Origin of the sequence: Paraburkholderia phenoliruptrix, assembly GCF_047325075.1 — a bacterium.
GTDB classification, from domain to species: Bacteria; Pseudomonadota; Gammaproteobacteria; order Burkholderiales; family Burkholderiaceae; genus Paraburkholderia; species Paraburkholderia phenoliruptrix.
The window spans coordinates 156,436-172,369 of the sequence record NZ_CP168531.1; the positions used below are offsets into that span (position 1 = coordinate 156,436).

Annotated in this window: 14 protein-coding genes; 13 read left to right on the forward strand and 1 reads right to left on the reverse strand. The window is 64.1% G+C overall.

Annotated elements, in window-relative coordinates; translation table 11 throughout:
• Positions 1-295 precede the first annotated feature (295 nt).
• The 6 genes from argS (at position 296) to ACEN8U_RS12670 (ending at position 7,226) form a co-directional block, all read left to right on the forward strand.
• Positions 296-2,086 carry an arginine--tRNA ligase gene (gene argS / locus ACEN8U_RS12645; RefSeq protein WP_015001476.1) on the forward strand — a complete coding sequence of 597 codons (1,791 nt, stop codon included), beginning with the start codon at positions 296-298 and terminating at the stop codon, positions 2,084-2,086.
• Between the two features lie 61 nt (positions 2,087-2,147).
• Positions 2,148-2,981 carry an SPOR domain-containing protein gene (locus ACEN8U_RS12650; RefSeq protein WP_310104865.1) on the forward strand — a complete coding sequence of 278 codons (834 nt, stop codon included), beginning with the start codon at positions 2,148-2,150 and terminating at the stop codon, positions 2,979-2,981.
• 187 nt (positions 2,982-3,168) lie between these two features.
• Complete coding sequence (locus ACEN8U_RS12655) at positions 3,169-3,807, forward strand: thiol:disulfide interchange protein DsbA/DsbL (RefSeq protein WP_028361566.1); 639 nt, start codon at positions 3,169-3,171, stop codon at positions 3,805-3,807.
• Positions 3,808-3,822: 15 nt separating this feature from the next.
• Positions 3,823-4,596: an SDR family oxidoreductase gene (locus ACEN8U_RS12660; protein ID WP_310104863.1), complete on the forward strand. Its 774-nt coding sequence runs from the start codon at positions 3,823-3,825 to the stop codon at positions 4,594-4,596.
• A 3-nt stretch (positions 4,597-4,599) separates the two neighbouring features.
• Positions 4,600-5,427: a cobalamin-binding protein gene (locus tag ACEN8U_RS12665; protein ID WP_310104861.1), complete on the forward strand. Its 828-nt coding sequence runs from the start codon at positions 4,600-4,602 to the stop codon at positions 5,425-5,427.
• A 212-nt stretch (positions 5,428-5,639) separates the two neighbouring features.
• A complete protein-coding gene (locus ACEN8U_RS12670; protein ID WP_041745952.1) occupies positions 5,640-7,226 on the forward strand; it encodes an ABC transporter substrate-binding protein in 1,587 nt (528 codons plus the stop codon).
• Between the two features lie 99 nt (positions 7,227-7,325).
• Here ACEN8U_RS12670 and ACEN8U_RS12675 read toward each other — a convergent pair whose 3' ends face one another.
• Positions 7,326-8,396, reverse strand: coding sequence for an MBL fold metallo-hydrolase (locus ACEN8U_RS12675; RefSeq protein ID WP_310104858.1), 1,071 nt, complete (start codon positions 8,394-8,396; stop codon positions 7,326-7,328).
• Positions 8,397-8,518: 122 nt separating this feature from the next.
• Between ACEN8U_RS12675 and ACEN8U_RS12680 the strand changes: the two genes are divergently transcribed.
• The 7 genes from ACEN8U_RS12680 (at position 8,519) to ACEN8U_RS12710 (ending at position 15,462) form a co-directional block, all read left to right on the forward strand.
• On the forward strand, positions 8,519-8,947 hold the full coding sequence (locus ACEN8U_RS12680) for a MerR family transcriptional regulator (RefSeq protein WP_013586942.1): 429 nt from the start codon (positions 8,519-8,521) through the stop codon (positions 8,945-8,947).
• A gap of 222 nt (positions 8,948-9,169) precedes the next feature.
• Positions 9,170-11,002, forward strand: coding sequence for a bifunctional isocitrate dehydrogenase kinase/phosphatase (gene aceK, locus ACEN8U_RS12685; RefSeq protein WP_310104851.1), 1,833 nt, complete (start codon positions 9,170-9,172; stop codon positions 11,000-11,002).
• 113 nt (positions 11,003-11,115) lie between these two features.
• Positions 11,116-11,892, forward strand: a complete 777-nt coding sequence (gene can / locus ACEN8U_RS12690) for a carbonate dehydratase (protein WP_015001469.1) — start codon at positions 11,116-11,118, stop codon at positions 11,890-11,892.
• Positions 11,885-13,102: an acetyl-CoA C-acetyltransferase gene (locus ACEN8U_RS12695; RefSeq protein WP_310104846.1), complete on the forward strand. Its 1,218-nt coding sequence runs from the start codon at positions 11,885-11,887 to the stop codon at positions 13,100-13,102. The genes can and ACEN8U_RS12695 overlap by 8 nt, the downstream gene beginning before the upstream one ends.
• A gap of 46 nt (positions 13,103-13,148) precedes the next feature.
• Positions 13,149-13,826 carry an SDR family oxidoreductase gene (locus ACEN8U_RS12700; RefSeq protein WP_310104843.1) on the forward strand — a complete coding sequence of 226 codons (678 nt, stop codon included), beginning with the start codon at positions 13,149-13,151 and terminating at the stop codon, positions 13,824-13,826.
• A 12-nt stretch (positions 13,827-13,838) separates the two neighbouring features.
• The gene (locus ACEN8U_RS12705; protein WP_013586937.1) at positions 13,839-14,969 is read left to right on the forward strand and encodes an acyl-CoA dehydrogenase family protein; all 1,131 of its coding nucleotides are present in this window, start codon (positions 13,839-13,841) and stop codon (positions 14,967-14,969) included.
• 43 nt (positions 14,970-15,012) lie between these two features.
• Positions 15,013-15,462, forward strand: a complete 450-nt coding sequence (locus ACEN8U_RS12710) for a YchJ family protein (RefSeq protein ID WP_015001466.1) — start codon at positions 15,013-15,015, stop codon at positions 15,460-15,462.
• Positions 15,463-15,934 lie beyond the last annotated feature (472 nt).

The following is a 15,934-nucleotide window of genomic DNA, read 5'->3' on the forward strand; positions in this document are numbered from 1 at the left end:
TCTGGACGGAAAAGCGCGCCGCCCTGCACCGCGCGCGGCAAGGCGCAACACGCGTGGCCGGGCTGGCCGGTTCGGGCCTGCGGGCCGCAGCGGCCAGCCTTTGCGGGCGGCCGAAGCGCGCACGCCTTGCATTGCACGCCAGCACCCCGTCGGCGCACCCGTTATGCCGATGCGTCATGACGGACCCCGCTAGCAGGCGAGCGCCGCTTTCCACGCTTCTGCCGAATCGGCCGCGCACCCGGCGGCCGGCGCTTCCTCCGTATCACCGGATTGCCTCACTGGACTCGCAACAAGCATGCTGCCCGCACATAAACATACTCTCGAAACACTGCTCGCCGACACGGTGAAGCACGTCGCCCTTGCCACCCAAGGCGCGACGGAAGCCGCGTTCGTGTCGCCCACCATCGCGCTGGAGCGCCCCAAGGTCGCCGCGCACGGCGACGTCGCGTGCAATGTGGCGATGCAGCTCGCCAAGCCGCTGCGCGCGAATCCGCGCCAGTTGGCGCAGCAGATCGTCGACACGCTGCTCGGGCAGCCGCAGGCGCAAGGCCTGATCGAGTCCGCCGAAGTGGCGGGCCCCGGCTTCATCAACCTGCGTCTCGCCGCCGCCGCCAAGCAGGCGGTGGTGACAGCCGTGCTCGCCGAGCAGGACGCGTACGGCCGCTCGCGACGCGACGCCGGCAAGCACGTGCTGATCGAGTTCGTGTCGGCCAATCCGACGGGGCCGCTGCACGTCGGCCATGGCCGCCAGGCGGCGCTCGGCGACGCGTTGTCCAACGTGCTGGCCTCGCAAGGCTGGGACGTGCATCGCGAGTTCTATTACAACGACGCCGGCGTGCAGATCGGCACGCTCGCACTGTCCACGCAGGCGCGCGCGCGCGGCCTCGCGCCGGGCGACGCGGGCTGGCCGGAGTCGGCGTACAACGGCGAGTACATTGCCGACATCGCGAAAGACTATCTGAACGGCGTCACGGTTTCCGCGAGCGACGGCGAGCCCGTCACGGGCGCGCGCGACGTCGAGAACCTCGACGCGATCCGCCGCTTCGCGGTCGCGTATCTGCGCCGCGAGCAGGACATGGATTTGCAGGCGTTCGGCGTGAAGTTCGACCAGTACTACCTGGAGTCGTCGCTTTATACGGAAGGCCGCGTCGAAAAGACCGTGCAGGCGCTCATTGCCGCGGGCAAGACCTATGAGCAGGAAGGCGCGCTCTGGCTGCGCACGACAGACGACGGCGACGACAAAGACCGCGTGATGCGCAAGAGCGACGGCACCTACACGTACTTCGTGCCGGACGTCGCATACCACGTCGCGAAGTGGGAACGCGGCTTCACCAAGGTCATCAACATTCAGGGTTCCGACCACCACGGCACCATCGCGCGCGTGCGCGCGGGCCTGCAAGGGCTCGGCATCGGCATTCCGAAGGGTTACCCCGACTACGTGCTGCACAAGATGGTCACCGTCATGCGCAACGGCGAAGAGGTAAAGATCTCCAAGCGCGCGGGCAGCTATGTGACGGTGCGCGATCTGATCGAATGGTCGGGCGGCGCGACACCGGGCTCGGAAGCCGCCGTCGACCTGATCGACGAAGAGACCATTCGCCGCGGCCGCGACGCGGTGCGCTTCTTCCTGATCTCGCGCAAGGCGGACACGGAGTTCGTGTTCGACATCGACCTCGCGTTGAAACAAAACGACGAAAACCCGGTGCACTACGTGCAATATGCACACGCCCGGATCTGCTCGGTGATCGCGGAATGCAAGACACGCTACGGCGCTGACGAAAGCGCGCTCGCCAAGGTGGACCTCGCGCCGCTCTCGAGCGAACGCGCCATGGCCTTGCTGAACAAGCTCGCCGAGTTCCCGGACATGCTGCAACACGCCGCCGACGAACTCGCGCCGCACGCGGTCGCGTTCTATCTGCGCGACCTCGCCGGGGAATTCCACTCGTTCTACAATGACAAAGCCGAGCGCGTGCTGGTCGACGATGCAGCCGAACGTAATGCACGCGTCGCGCTGCTCGCGGCCACGCGTCAGGTGCTCGCCAACGGTCTCGCGATCATCGGCGTCTCCGCTCCCGTCAAGATGTAAGTCCTCCGGCGCAACATGCATGCGGCCGTCGTTATAATCGACGGCCGTTCCAGGATTCTTTTTGCAGGTGATTCATACGATGGCAAAACCACGCCGCACAACAAAGCAATCGAAACAAACCGGGGGTACTTTTCTCGGCATCGTGCTGGGCCTCATCGTCGGCCTTGCGATCGCGGTAGTGGTGGCGCTGTATATCACCCGTGCGCCTACGCCGTTCGTCTCGAAGGTGGCGCCGCCGGCTGCGTCGGATTCGGGCGCGAGCCAGGCGCAATACGATCCTAACCGTCCGCTGCAAGGCAAGTCGCCGGGTCAGCCGGTGCCGCAGGCCGCGCAACCCGCGCCGCCGAACACTGCGCCTGGCCAGACGAACTCGCAGACGCAGTCCGGCATGCTGGAACAGCCGCAAATCATCGAAGTGCCGCCTACCATCGGCAACGGCAACACGAGCGCCAACAGCAATGCCAACGGCACGGCCGTCGCGCCCAAGCCCGCGCAGGAAAACGGCAGCAGCAGCGCCACGGCCGCGGTGAAAAAACCCCAAGCCCTGAGCGCACCGGCCGCCACCGCGGCGGGTTCGGCGCCGAAGAGCACCTCTTCGGCAACGGTCGCGAATGTGAAGCCGGGCTCAGGCGCAGCACCCGCACCCGGCGACGCGAACACCGGCTACTTCCTGCAAGTAGGCGCCTACAAGACCGCTGCCGACGCCGAGCAGCAGCGCGCGCGCCTCGCGTTCCAGGGTTTCGAGTCGAAGGTCACGCAGCGCGAGGCGGGCGGCGTCACGTACTATCGCGTGCGCATTGGGCCGTTCTCCAAGTTCGAGGACATGAACGCGAGCCGTCAGCGTCTCTCGGACGCGGGCGTGGACACCGCCGTCATCCGCTTCACCAAGCAATAAATAGCAAGGATCCGCAGATCGGGCGCCGCCGCCGAACTATCGGTGCGCGGCGCCTGTCACAAGATTCGCAAGCAAGACAAGCATGATTGAGCACGACGGACGACAGAACCGTTGAACGCCGATACTGAAAACGGTGACGGGCATTTGCGTGGCGCCACTGTTTTACGCCTACCTGGGTCAACACAACATGAAAAAACTGCTGAGCATCCTGTTCCTCTCGCTGGGCCTTGTCGCGGCCTCGGCGCACGCGTCGCCGAGCGCGCCGGTCGCGGGCAAGGACTACACCGTATTGCCCACCGCGCAGCCTACCGACGTGCCCGCCGGCAAGATCGAAGTCACCGAATTTTTCTGGTACGGCTGCCCGCATTGCAACGAATTCAACCCGTACCTCGAAGCGTGGGTGAAGAAGCAGGGTCCGGACGTCGTCTTCAAACGCGTGCCGGTGGCTTTCCGCGACGACTTCATTCCGCATTCGAAGATGTTCCATGCGCTCGACGCGCTCGGCCTCGCTTCGCAGCTTACGCCGAAGGTGTTCAACGAGATCCACGTCAACAAGAACTACCTGCTGACGCCGGAAGACCAGGCCAAGTTCCTCGCGAAGAACGGCGTCGATCCGAAGAAGTACATGGACGCGTACAACTCGTTCTCGACGCAAAGCGCGCTGCAAAAGGACAAGAAGCTGCTGGAGGACTACAAGATCGACGGCGTGCCGACCATCGCCGTGCAGGGCAAGTATGAAACCGGCCCGGCCGCGACCAACAGCTTGCCGGGCACGATCCAGGTGCTCGACTACCTGGTCCAGCAGGTCCGCGCGAAGAAGATGTAAAGCCGAGGCGCCGGAATGAGTTCACCGTTGAAAGTCTTCATTACCGGCGCTTCGAGTGGGATCGGCCTCGCGCTCGCCGCCGAATACGCGCGGCGCGGCGCGGTTCTCGGCCTCGTGGCCCGCCGCGGCGACGCCCTCGCCGCCTTCCAGCGGTCTCATCCGCAAAATTCCATTTCCACTTATTGCGTCGACGTGCGCGACGCCGAGGCGCTCGCGGAAGCTGCCGCGCAGTTCATCGCGCAACACGGCCTGCCGGACATTGTGATCGCCAACGCGGGCGTGAGCCGCGGCGCCGTGACCGGCGAAGGCGACCTGCGCACCTTCCGCGAAGTGATGGACATCAACTATTTCGGCATGGTCGCGACCTTCGAGCCGTTCGCCGCGGCCATGGTGGCGGCGAGACGCGGCACGCTCGTCGGCATTGCGAGCGTCGCAGGCGTGCGCGGGCTGCCGGGTTCGGGCGCGTATAGCGCATCGAAATCGGCGGCGCTCAAGTATCTCGAGGCGTTGCGCGTCGAAATGCGTCCCCACGGCGTCGGCGTGGTCACCATTGCGCCCGGCTATATCCGCACGCCGATGACCGCGCACAATCCCTACACCATGCCCTTTCTGATGGACGCCGATCGCTTCGCCGCCAAGGCCGCGCAGGCAATCGAGCGCCGCGCGGCGTTCGCGGTGTTTCCGTGGCAGATGCGGCTCGTCGCCATGCTGCTGCACGTCGTGCCGCGCTGGTTGTACGACCGCGTGTTCGAACGCGCGCCGCGCAAGCCGCGCGCCGTCGTCGAGTAAATCATGTCCACGCGTGCGGTCGATGCAACCGGCGTCGCGCACGAAAAAGTGGGCACCGGCGCCCGCATCGTCTCGCTCGTGCCGAGCATCACCGAACTGTTATTCGCGCTCGGCCTCGATCGGCAAATTGTCGGGCGCACCGGCTTTTGCGTGCATCCGCGCGACAAGGTCCGCAACGTGCCGAAGGTGGGCGGCACGAAAGCGGTGAATGTCGAGGCCGTTCGCGCGCTGCAACCCACTCATCTGATCGTCAATATCGACGAGAACGAGCGCGATACCGTCGAGCAACTGCGCACGTTCGTGCCGCATGTCGTCGTGACTCACCCGCAGACGCCGCACGACAATCTCTCGCTGTACGCGCTGCTCGGCGCGATCTTCGGTCGCGAGCGGGAGGCGTCGAATCTCGCAGATCAACTGGAAGCCCGGCTGCACGAAGCGGCGACACGCGCTTTCCGCCCGCAAAACGTGCTGTATCTGATCTGGCGCGAACCGTGGATGACCGTCGCGCGCGACACCTATATTTCCGCGATGCTGCGCCTCGTCAACTGGCAGACGCTGCCCGACGTGCAAGGCGGCACGGCGGGCGCGGCCCGCTATCCGTCGTTCGAATTCGCTGGCGCAAACCGCGCACCGTGGCTTGCCGACGTCGAGCGCATTCTGCTTTCTACCGAGCCCTACCGCTTCACGCAAGCTCATTGCGAGGCGCTCCAGCGCGATCCGCGCATGGGCGGCAAGCGCATCGAGCTGATCGACGGGGAAATGGTCTCGTGGTACGGCGCGCGGGCGATCGAAGGCATCGCTTATCTGATGCAGCGCGCCGCAGCGGCATGAACGAGCGCCGGCTCGGCAGCCGCCATATGAATATGCGGATTATGTTGTTGTCGTCGAAACTGCCCTTCGATAAGCTTTCGCGAAGGCCGGCGCGCGCATGAGTCGGGATTCTGGCGACCCTGCGCGAGCGCCCGAAACGTATCAAAATGAAGTCGACGGAACATAACCACAACCCGACGCACTGCCTGACTGCGCTCGTTACCGGAGATCTTATGCGCTTCAAACTGCTCGCAGCCGCCGTACTGTTCACGGCGCCCGCGCTCGTGCTCGCCAAACCGCTGACCGTCTGCACCGAATCGAGCCCCGACGGCTTCGACGTCGTGCAGTTCAACTCGCTCGTCACGACCAACGCGTCGGCCGATGTGATCTTCAACTCGCTCGTGTCCTACGACGAGGCCGCGAAGAAAGTGGTGCCATCGCTCGCGGACAAATGGGAAGTGAGCGCGGACGGTCTCACCTACACGTTCCATCTGCGCCCGAACGTCCAGTTCCAGACCACCGACTACTTCAAGCCCACTCGCCCGCTGAATGCCGACGACGTCGTCTTCACGTTCGACCGCATGCTCAACGACAGCAACCCGTGGCACAAGGTGGCGGGCGCGAGCGGCTTCCCGCACGCGCAGTCCATGGGCTTGCCGAAGCTCATCAAGTCGATCAGCAAGGTCGACGACAACACCGTCAAGTTCGAACTGAACGCGCCGGACGCGACTTTCGTGTCGATCCTGACGATGGGCTTCGCCTCTATCTATTCGGCCGAATACGCCGACCAGTTGCTGAAGGCCGGCAAGCAGGTCGATCTGAACTCGAAGCCGATCGGCACTGGTCCGTTCGAGCTGAAGAGCTACACGAAAGACGCGGTGATCCGCTACGACGTGAACCCGACCTACTGGGGACCGAAGCCGAAAATCGACCGCCTGATCTACGCCATCACGCCCGACGCCACCGTGCGCGCGCAAAAGGTGAAAGCGGGCGAATGCCAGATCGCGCTGTCGCCGAAACCGCAGGATCTCGCGGATGCGAAAAGCGACAAATCGCTCGCCATCGTGCAAACGCCGGCGTTCATGACGGCGTTCGTCGCACTGAACACGCAGAAGAAGCCGCTCGACAATCAGAAAGTTCGCGCCGCCCTGAATATGGCGTTCGACCGCGGCACCTATCTGAAGACGGTGTTCGACAACACGGCAACGCCGGCCGTGAATCCGTATCCGCCGAACACCTGGAGCTACGACAAGGCGGTGAAGGCTTGGCCGTACGATCCGGCGAAGGCAAAGAAACTGCTCGCCGACGCGGGCTACCCGAACGGCTTTGAAACGACCATCTGGGTGCGTCCGAACGGCAGCGTGCTCAATCCGAATCCGAAGGCGGGCGCCGAACTGCTGCAGGCGGATTTCGCGAAGATCGGCGTGAAGGCCGACGTGAAGGTGATCGAATGGGGCGAGCTGATCAAGCAGGCGAAGCAAGGCCAGCACGACTCGCTCTTCATGGGCTGGGCCGGCGACAACGGCGATCCGGACAACTACCTGTCGCCGCTCTTCAGCTGCAATGCGGTGAAGTCTGGGATCAACTTCGCGCGTTTCTGCGATCAGGACCTCGACAAGCTGATCGCCGAAGGCAAGTCCACGCCGGATCAGGCCAAGCGCGCGAAAGCGTATGAGGCCGCGCAGCAGATCATCCACGACGAGGCGCTGTGGATTCCGCTCGGCTATCCGACGGCGGCGGCCATCACGCGAACCAATGTGAGCGGTTATCACGTGAGTCCGTTCGGACGGCAGAACTTCGGGGCCGTGTCGGTGCAGTAACGCGCTGCCCTTTCAGCCGCAACACAAAAAAGCCCGGTCGCGCGATCAAAGCGCGCCGGGCTTTTTTTGCCGGCCTATCGCATCAAACGATCCGGGCGCTCACGCCGAGAACCGCATTACGCCGTCGGCGTCGTGCGTGCGCTTCAATGTGCCGGCAAGCCACAGCAGATGCAGGTGCGCGAGCGCCTCGCCCATGGCGAACGTCAACTGGTGAATATCGAGCTGGCGTTTGAACATGAGCGGCACGATATCCGCGGCGCTGTGCGGCTTGTGCGCACACGCCTCGCGCACTTCGGCAAGACGCGCGTCGTGATGCTCGCGCAATTGGGCGACGCGCGTGCGCACGCCGCGAAACGGCTTGCCGTGCGAGGGCAAGACGAGCGTGTCTTCCGGCATCGCCTCGTAGCGCGCGAGCGACTCCAGATAGAGCGCAAGCGGCGAGCCTTCCGGCTCCATGGCGAACACGGACACGTTCGTCGAAATGCGCGGCAGCACCATGTCGCCGGAAATGAGCACGCCGAGCTCTTCGCAATGCAGCGCGCAGTGCTCGGGCGAATGGCCGTAGCCGGTCACCACGCGCCACGTCTTTGCGCCGATCGTCACGCCGTCCGCCTCGCGCAGGCGCCGGTACTGGCCCGGCACGGCCGGCACGAGATTCGCGTAATAGCTCTGCCGGCTGCGCAATTTATCGAGCGATGTCTCGTCGGTCACGCCGTGCAGTGCAAAGTGCCGCGCGGCCGCCTCGCCGCCTGCGTTGGAGCCGTCGCCGGCCGCCATCACGCGAGCCTGCATGTATTCGCCGAGCGTCATCCACAGGCGCGCGTCCCAGCGCTTCTTGTCGCCGCCGCTGCACACCCAGTGCGCGAGACCGATGTGGTCCGGATGGCAATGCGTGACGATCACGCGCAGCACGGGCAAGCCGCCGAGCACCGAGTCGAACACCTTCTCCCAGTTCTCCCGGATCGCGTCCGACGCGATCCCGCAGTCGACGACCGTCCAGCCCTCTTCGCCGTCGATCCGGTCGCGCAGCAGCCACACATTAATGTGGTCGAGCGCGAACGGCAGCGGCATGCGCAGCCAGAACACGCCGGGCGCGACTTCCTGCGCGCGGCCCAGCTCAGGCATCAAGTCCTTGAACGGATAGTCGAGTTGATGTTCGAGTGCATTCATTCCGCTGTCTTCCTCCACGCTTTCCGCGTACTTGCCGCAGGTTGCATTCAACCCAAGTTGACGATAACGTAAACGTCGATTCTATCGTCAATCCGGTTTTGTGCCCGGCTAGTGAATGCCCGATGACCACCCAATACACGATCACCGAACTCGCGCGCGAATTCGACGTCACGCCGCGCGCCATTCGTTTCTACGAAGACCAGGGTTTACTCTCGCCGAGCCGCGAAGGTTCGAGCGGCTTGCGGCGCGTCTATTCGGGTCGCGACCGCACGCGGCTGAAGCTCACGCTGCGCGGCAAACGGCTCGGCTTCACGCTCTCGGAGATTCGCGATCTGCTGGACGTGTATGAATCGCCGACGGACACCGTCCCGCAACTGCACGCGTTTCTCGCCACGGTCACGCGTCATCGCGAGGTGCTGGAGCGGCAGCTGGAAGACCTGAACGCGACGCTCGAAGACCTCGCGCAGTATGAAGCGCAGGCGCGCGCGCTGCTCGAAGGCGGCACGCATGCAGCCGGCACGCGAGATACCCGCGAAGCCAAGCCCGCCTAAGCAGAGACAAGCGTCAAGGCGAAGGAAATTTTTTGCTGGAAATTGGCTGGTTTAGCAATGCCGAACCGCGGCATTGAACGCAGTTGCCTGGAAAAGTCGGCCAATGCCCGGCAGCGCCCACGCGGCGCCGAGGCACGCGCCGGTTGACGCAATGCGTCGCGGGCGCACCCGAACGATACAATCACGGGTGTCTTCACGACATGAGACGAATGCACGGTCGACATGAATCACTTTCCCAAACTGTTGTCGTCGCAAATCGGCTTTGACGTCGCGCAAACCATGCTCGAAGGATTCAACCGGCACTACCGGATCTTTAGCGACGCGGCGATCCACGCCAAGACGCTGTTCGAAAACGGCGACTGGCACGGCCTGCAAAAGCTCGCGCGCGAGCGCATTACTTCATACGACGACCGCGTTCAGGAATGCGTCGAACTGCTCGAAGACGAATACGACGCGGAGAACATTGACAGTGAAGTGTGGCAGCAGATCAAGCTGCACTACATTGGTCTGCTGACCACGCACCGTCAGCCCGAATGCGCGGAAACCTTTTTCAATTCGGTGTGCTGCAAAATCCTGCACCGCTCGTATTTCAATAACGACTTCATTTTCGTGCGCCCGGCGATCTCGACGGAATATCTCGAGAATGACGAGCCGGCCGCCAAGCCGACGTATCGCGCGTACTACCCGGGCAAGGACGGTCTCGCCGCGACGCTCGAGCGCATCGTCACGAATTTTCAGCTCGAACCGCCGTTCGAAGATCTGACACGCGATGTGGGCTGCGTGATGCAAGCCATTCACGACGCGTTCGGCACCTTCGACGAAGCGCCGAACTTCCAGATTCACGTGCTCTCGTCGCTGTTCTTTCGCAACAAGGCGGCGTATATCGTCGGGCGAATCATCAACGGCGACATGCTGCTGCCGTTCGCCGTGCCGCTGCGTCACGTGAAGCCGGGTGTGCTGGCGCTCGACACCGTGCTGCTCAAGCGCGAGCAGTTGCTGATCATCTTCAGTTTTTCGCACTCGTATTTTCTGGTCGACATGGAAGTGCCGTCCGCTTATGTGGAATTCCTCGGCATGATCATGCCGGGCAAGCCGAAAGCGGAAATCTACACGTCGGTGGGTTTGCAGAAGCAGGGCAAGAATCTCTTCTATCGCGACCTGCTGCATCACCTGTCGCATTCGAGCGACCAGTTCATCATCGCGCCGGGCATCAAGGGCCTCGTGATGCTGGTGTTCACGCTGCCCTCCTTCCCGTACGTCTTCAAGCTCATCAAGGACAACTTCCCGCCGCCGAAGGAAACCACGCGCGCGAAAATCCAGGAGAAGTATCTGCTCGTCAAGCGGCACGACCGCCTCGGGCGCATGGCCGACACGCTCGAGTATTCGAGCGTCGCCCTGCCCATTTCGCGGCTCGACGAGACGCTCCTTCGCGAGCTCGAAAAAGAAGTGCCGTCGCTGCTGGAATACGAAGGCGAGAACGTCGTGATTCGCCATATGTATATCGAACGGCGCATGGTGCCGTTGAATCTGTTCCTGCAAAACGGCAACGACGCGGACGTCGAGCACGGCATCAAGGAATACGGCAATGCGGTGAAGGAGCTGATGCAGGCAAACATCTTCCCCGGCGACATGCTGTACAAGAACTTCGGCGTGACGCGCCACGGCCGCGTGGTGTTCTACGACTACGACGAGATCGAATATCTGACCGACTGCAACGTGCGCGCGGTGCCGGCGCCGCGCAACGAGGAAGACGAAATGTCGGGTGAGCCGTGGTACTCGGTCGGCCCGCATGACATTTTCCCCGAAACGTATGGCACGTTCCTGCTCGGCGATCCACGCGTGCGGCGCTCGTTCATGCAGCATCACGCGGACTTCTTCGATCCCGCGCTGTGGCAAAGGCACAAGGAACAGCTACTGAAAGGCGAATTGCCCGACTTTTTTCCGTATGACAACAGCGTGCGGTTTTGCATCCGCTATCCGGAGCGTTTCGAGGGCGCGGCCAATACGCCCGCTGCTGATCCGCAAGCCGACGAACGCGACGTGAGAGTGGCCTGATCCACCTGGTACCCGCATGTGGGTCAGGCGTGATTCGCACGTCGCATGCATCAACCGAATCCAATCTAACGAAACCGGCCGCTCAAACGGTCGACTAACCGCCAAAACGCATCATGAACACGAACGCTTCCAACTCTGCTCATCCGCTCGCCCATCTGTTCGAGAACAACGACGCGTGGGTCGCCCGCAAGCTCTCGGAAGATCCCGAGTACTTCTCGCGCCTCGCGCATCAGCAGACGCCCGAGTATCTGTGGATCGGCTGCTCCGATTCGCGCGTGCCGGCGAACCAGATCATCGGCCTGCCGCCGGGCGAAGTGTTCGTGCACAGAAACATTGCCAACGTGGTCGTGCACACCGATCTGAACTGCCTTTCGGTGATCCAGTTCGCCGTCGACCTGCTGAAGGTCAAGCACATCATGGTGGTCGGCCACTACGGCTGCTCGGGCGTGGGCGCGGCCTTGCACGGCCGCCGCGTGGGTCTCGCGGACAACTGGCTGCATCACGTGCAGGACGTGCGTGCGAAGCACGCGGCGCTGCTCGAGGAGTGGCCGCTCGGCGAGGCGCGTCACCGGCGTCTCGTGGAACTGAACACAATCGAACAGGTGGTGAATGTATGCCGCACGACCATCATCAACGATGCATGGGCGCGCGGCCAGGAACTGACCGTGCACGGCTGGGCGTATGGCGTGCACGACGGCAAGGTGCGCGACCTCGGCATGACGGTCAACAACGCGGCCGCGCTCGAAGAGACCTACGAGCGCTGCGTCGCCGGTGTGTCGGCGAGCCGCGCGCATGAAGCGGACAACGACGTGGTGGCGGCCGACGCGGCTCAATTGGGCGACGTGCCGGCCATCGTCCAGGGTGTGATCAAGGAGCTAAAACATGAGTGAGACAAAGATGAGCGAGACGAGCGGCGCGAGCGCCGACCCGATTGTGATCGTGAGCGCGGCGCGCACGCCGATGGCTGCATTTCAGGGCGACTTTGCGTCGCTCACCGCGCCGCAACTCGGCTCGATCGCGATTGAAGCCGCGGTTCAACGCGCGGGCTTGAAGCCCGAACAGATCGACGAAGTGGTGATGGGCTGTGTGCTGCCCGCGGGCCTCGGCCAGGCGCCCGCGCGGCAAGCCGCGCTCGGCGCGGGCTTGCCGCTTTCCACGGGCAGCACGACCGTCAACAAGATGTGCGGCTCCGGCATGCGCGCGGCGATGTTCGCGCACGACATGCTCGCCGCCGGTTCGGTCGACGTGATCGTCGCGGGCGGCATGGAGAGCATGACCAACGCGCCCTATCTGCTGCCCAAGGCGCGCGGCGGCATGCGCATGGGTCACGGCCAGGTGATCGATCACATGTTCTACGACGGTCTCGAAGACGCGTACGAGAAAGGCCGCCTGATGGGCACGTTCGCGGAAGAATGCGCGGCGTCGTTCGACTTCACGCGCGAAGCGCAGGACGCGTTCGCCGTCGAGTCGCTGAACCGCGCGAAGCGCGCAAACGAAGACGGTTCGTTCGCCTGGGAAATCGCGCCGGTCAAAGTGCAAAGCCGCAAAGGCGAAGTCACCGTCGAGCACGACGAACAGCCGTACAAGGCCAACCTCGACAAAATCCCCACGCTCAAGCCCGCGTTCAGCAAGACGGGCACCGTGACGGCCGCTAACTCGTCGTCGATTTCGGACGGCGCCGCGGCGCTCGTGATGATGCGCGAATCGACGGCAAAGCGTCTCGGCGTCGAGCCGCTTGCACGCGTAGTGGGCCATTCCACCTTCGCGCAGGAGCCGGCGAAGTTCACCACGGCCCCGGTCGGCGCCATTCGCAAACTGTTCGAGAAAAACGGCTGGCGCGCGGACGAAGTCGATCTGTATGAAGTCAACGAGGCCTTTGCCGTCGTGACCATGGCCGCGATGAAAGAGCACAAGCTCCCGCACGACAAGGTCAACGTGCATGGCGGCGCCTGTGCGCTCGGCCATCCGATCGGCGCATCCGGCGCGCGCATTCTCGTCACGCTCATCGGCGCGCTGAAAAAGCGCGGCGGCAAGCGCGGCGTCGCGACGCTGTGCATCGGCGGCGGCGAAGCGACCGCGATGGGCATCGAGCTGGTTTGACATGTCGTGCGCGCATTCCAGCGCTTAACAGAGTTGGAGGTGATTCATGAAGACAGTGTTGATCGTCGGTGCGTCGCGCGGCATCGGCCAGGAGTTTGTCCGGCAATACAAGGAGAGCGGCTGGCGCGTGCTGGCCACCGCGCGCGACGGCGCCGCGCTCGACGCCCTCGCCCAGTTGGGCGCGCAACCGTACTCCGTCGACGTCACGGAACCTGCGGATATCGCCGCGCTCGGCTGGAAGCTCGACGGCGAACATGTAGATGTCGCCATCGTCGTGTCCGGGGTGTATGGTCCGCGCAGCGAAGGCGTTGAAACCATTACCGCGGAAGACTTCGATCACGTGATGCACACCAACGTGCGCGGGCCGATGCAACTGATGCCGATCCTGTTGCCGCTCGTCGAAGAAACGGGCGGCGTGCTGGCCGTCATTTCGAGCAGGATGGGCAGCATTGCCGACCCGAGCGGCACGAGCGGCTGGCTGTATCGCGTGAGCAAGGCGGCGCTGAACGACGCGCTCAAGCTCGCGTCGCTCGAAGCGCAGCGCGCCACCTGCGTGTCGCTGCATCCGGGCTGGGTACAGACCGACATGGGCGGCGCTCAGGCGGCGGTGCACCCCACGCGCAGCGTGAGCGGCATGCGCGAAGTGCTGGCGCAGGCCGCGGCCTCGCGCGAGGCGTTCAATGGCCGCTTCTATCAATACGACGGCACGCAGCTCGACTGGTGAGGAGACAGGCTCATGGTGCTTGATCAGGACCACCTGATGGTCCGCGACGCGCTGCGCACCTTCGTGCGCGACGCCATCACGCCGCACGCGGCGGCATGGGACCGCGAGCGCACCTTTCCGAAAGATGTGCACCGTCAGCTCGCGGAACTCGGCGCCTACGGCGTGCTGGTGCCCGAAGCGTACGGCGGCGCCGGCATGGACGCGCTTGCGCTCGCGCTGATTCTCGAAGAAATCGCAGCCGGCGACGGCGGCACATCCACGGCCATCTCTGTCAACAATTGCCCGGTGTGCAGCATTCTGCTGACGTACGGCAGCGACGCGCAAAAGCGCGACTGGCTCACGCCGCTTGCGCGCGGCGAGATGCTCGGCGCGTTCTGTCTGACCGAACCGCAGGCGGGCTCGGATGCGTCGGCGCTGCGCACCACGGCAACGCGCGACGGCGACGCGTACGTGCTCAACGGCGTGAAGCAGTTCATCACGAGCGGCAAGAACGCTCAGGTCGCAATCGTGATGGCCGTCACCGACAAGGCGGCGGGCAAGCGCGGCATCAGCGCGTTCATCGTGCCGACCGACAGCAGCGGTTACGTCGTCGCGCGGCTCGAGGACAAGCTCGGCCAGCATTCGTCGGACACGGCGCAAATCGTCTTCGAGGACTGCCGCGTCCCCGCCGCGAACCTGATCGGCGCGGAAGGCGAGGGTTATCGCATCGCGCTGTCGGGGCTCGAAGGCGGGCGCATCGGCATCGCCGCGCAAAGCGTCGGCATGGCGCGCGCGGCGTTCGAAGCCGCGTTGAGCTATGCGAAAGAACGCGAGAGCTTCGGCGCGCCGCTTTTCTCGCACCAGGCCGTGCAATTCCGTCTCGCGGACATGGCGACGCAACTCGAAGCCGCGCGTCAGTTGATCTGGCACGCGGCCGCGCTGAAAGACGCGGGCCAGCCGTGTCTGACGGAAGCCGCCATGGCAAAGCTGTTCGCGTCGGAAGCCGCGGAGCGCATCTGTTCGGCGGCATTGCAGATTCACGGCGGCTATGGGTACCTGAGCGACTTCCCGGTCGAACGGATTTATCGCGATGTACGCGTGTGCCAGATCTACGAAGGCACGAGCGACATCCAGAAGATATTGATTGCGCGCGGTCTTGGTTAAGAGTTTCCTTAAAAGTTTCCCTAAGAGTCCGCTTAAGAGTCCCATGAGCAAGCATGAATTGTCCACGCGGCGCCCCGTCGACTGTCCTTGCGGCGGCGCCGCGCCTCACGCGTCGGGTGCTGTGAAGGCACCGCGATTTGCGGCGTGCTGCGGCCGTTACATCGACGGCGGCGAGCCGGCGCCGCGGGCGCTCGAACTGATGCGCTCGCGTTACAGCGCGTATGTTGTCGGCGCAACCGACTACCTGCGCGCCACCTGGGCGCCGGCAACCTGCCCCGCCGACCTCGACGTGGACCTCGAAGCGCCCGACGCGCCGCGTTGGCTCGGACTCCAGATCAAGGCATTCGCCGAAACCGACCCGCAGCACGCGATGGTCGAGTTCGTCGCACGGTACAAGGTGGCGGGCCGCGCGCATCGGTTGCATGAGCTGAGCCGGTTCGTTCGTGATGATTGCGGCCACTGGCTGTATGTCGACGGCGATGTGAGGGAGTAGTTTTTCGGTGGCTTCGGTGGCTTCGGTGGCTTCGGTGGCTTCGGTGGCTTAGGTGGCTTGGGGCAGCTTTCGGCGGCTTACTTGGCGCGGTGGCGTCTTGGCGTCTTGGCGTCTTGGCGTCTTGGCGTCTTGGCGTCTTGGCGTCTTGGCGTCTTGGCGTCTTGGCGTCTTGGCGTCTTGGCGTGTGGCGCGGTGGCGCGGTGGCGGACAGCGTGCTGCGACGTGTCGCCGCCATCGCATTTGGCCCTTTGGGCGCTTAGCCCACTGGCGAGGCTCTTTTATGTTGGCGCGACGCCACAGCTCGGCTCGTCCGCAGTCGGCTGACCTGCAGCAGCGCCCGGCGATCGCTTCCGCTCGACACGTCGACTCAGACCATCTGTGGCTTGGTTCGCGCCCCAATGCGCACGCTCAGCGCACTTCCGCGGCCTCATTCCGCCTCCCCTGTGCCTCCGCCGCTACGCGGCAAATTTTT

Coding starts and splice junctions, on each gene's coding strand:
- ACEN8U_RS12680 (WP_013586942.1), top strand. CDS start 8,519: ATGACCACCCAATACACGATCACCGAACTCGCGCGCGAATTCGACGTC.
- ACEN8U_RS12700 (WP_310104843.1), top strand. CDS start 13,149: ATGAAGACAGTGTTGATCGTCGGTGCGTCGCGCGGCATCGGCCAGGAG.
- ACEN8U_RS12705 (WP_013586937.1), top strand. CDS start 13,839: ATGGTGCTTGATCAGGACCACCTGATGGTCCGCGACGCGCTGCGCACC.
- ACEN8U_RS12710 (WP_015001466.1), top strand. CDS start 15,013: ATGAGCAAGCATGAATTGTCCACGCGGCGCCCCGTCGACTGTCCTTGC.
- argS (WP_015001476.1), top strand. CDS start 296: ATGCTGCCCGCACATAAACATACTCTCGAAACACTGCTCGCCGACACG.
- ACEN8U_RS12675 (WP_310104858.1), bottom strand. CDS start 8,396: ATGAATGCACTCGAACATCAACTCGACTATCCGTTCAAGGACTTGATG.
- can (WP_015001469.1), top strand. CDS start 11,116: ATGAACACGAACGCTTCCAACTCTGCTCATCCGCTCGCCCATCTGTTC.
- ACEN8U_RS12665 (WP_310104861.1), top strand. CDS start 4,600: ATGTCCACGCGTGCGGTCGATGCAACCGGCGTCGCGCACGAAAAAGTG.
- ACEN8U_RS12660 (WP_310104863.1), top strand. CDS start 3,823: ATGAGTTCACCGTTGAAAGTCTTCATTACCGGCGCTTCGAGTGGGATC.
- aceK (WP_310104851.1), top strand. CDS start 9,170: ATGAATCACTTTCCCAAACTGTTGTCGTCGCAAATCGGCTTTGACGTC.
- ACEN8U_RS12695 (WP_310104846.1), top strand. CDS start 11,885: ATGAGTGAGACAAAGATGAGCGAGACGAGCGGCGCGAGCGCCGACCCG.
- ACEN8U_RS12655 (WP_028361566.1), top strand. CDS start 3,169: ATGAAAAAACTGCTGAGCATCCTGTTCCTCTCGCTGGGCCTTGTCGCG.
- ACEN8U_RS12670 (WP_041745952.1), top strand. CDS start 5,640: ATGCGCTTCAAACTGCTCGCAGCCGCCGTACTGTTCACGGCGCCCGCG.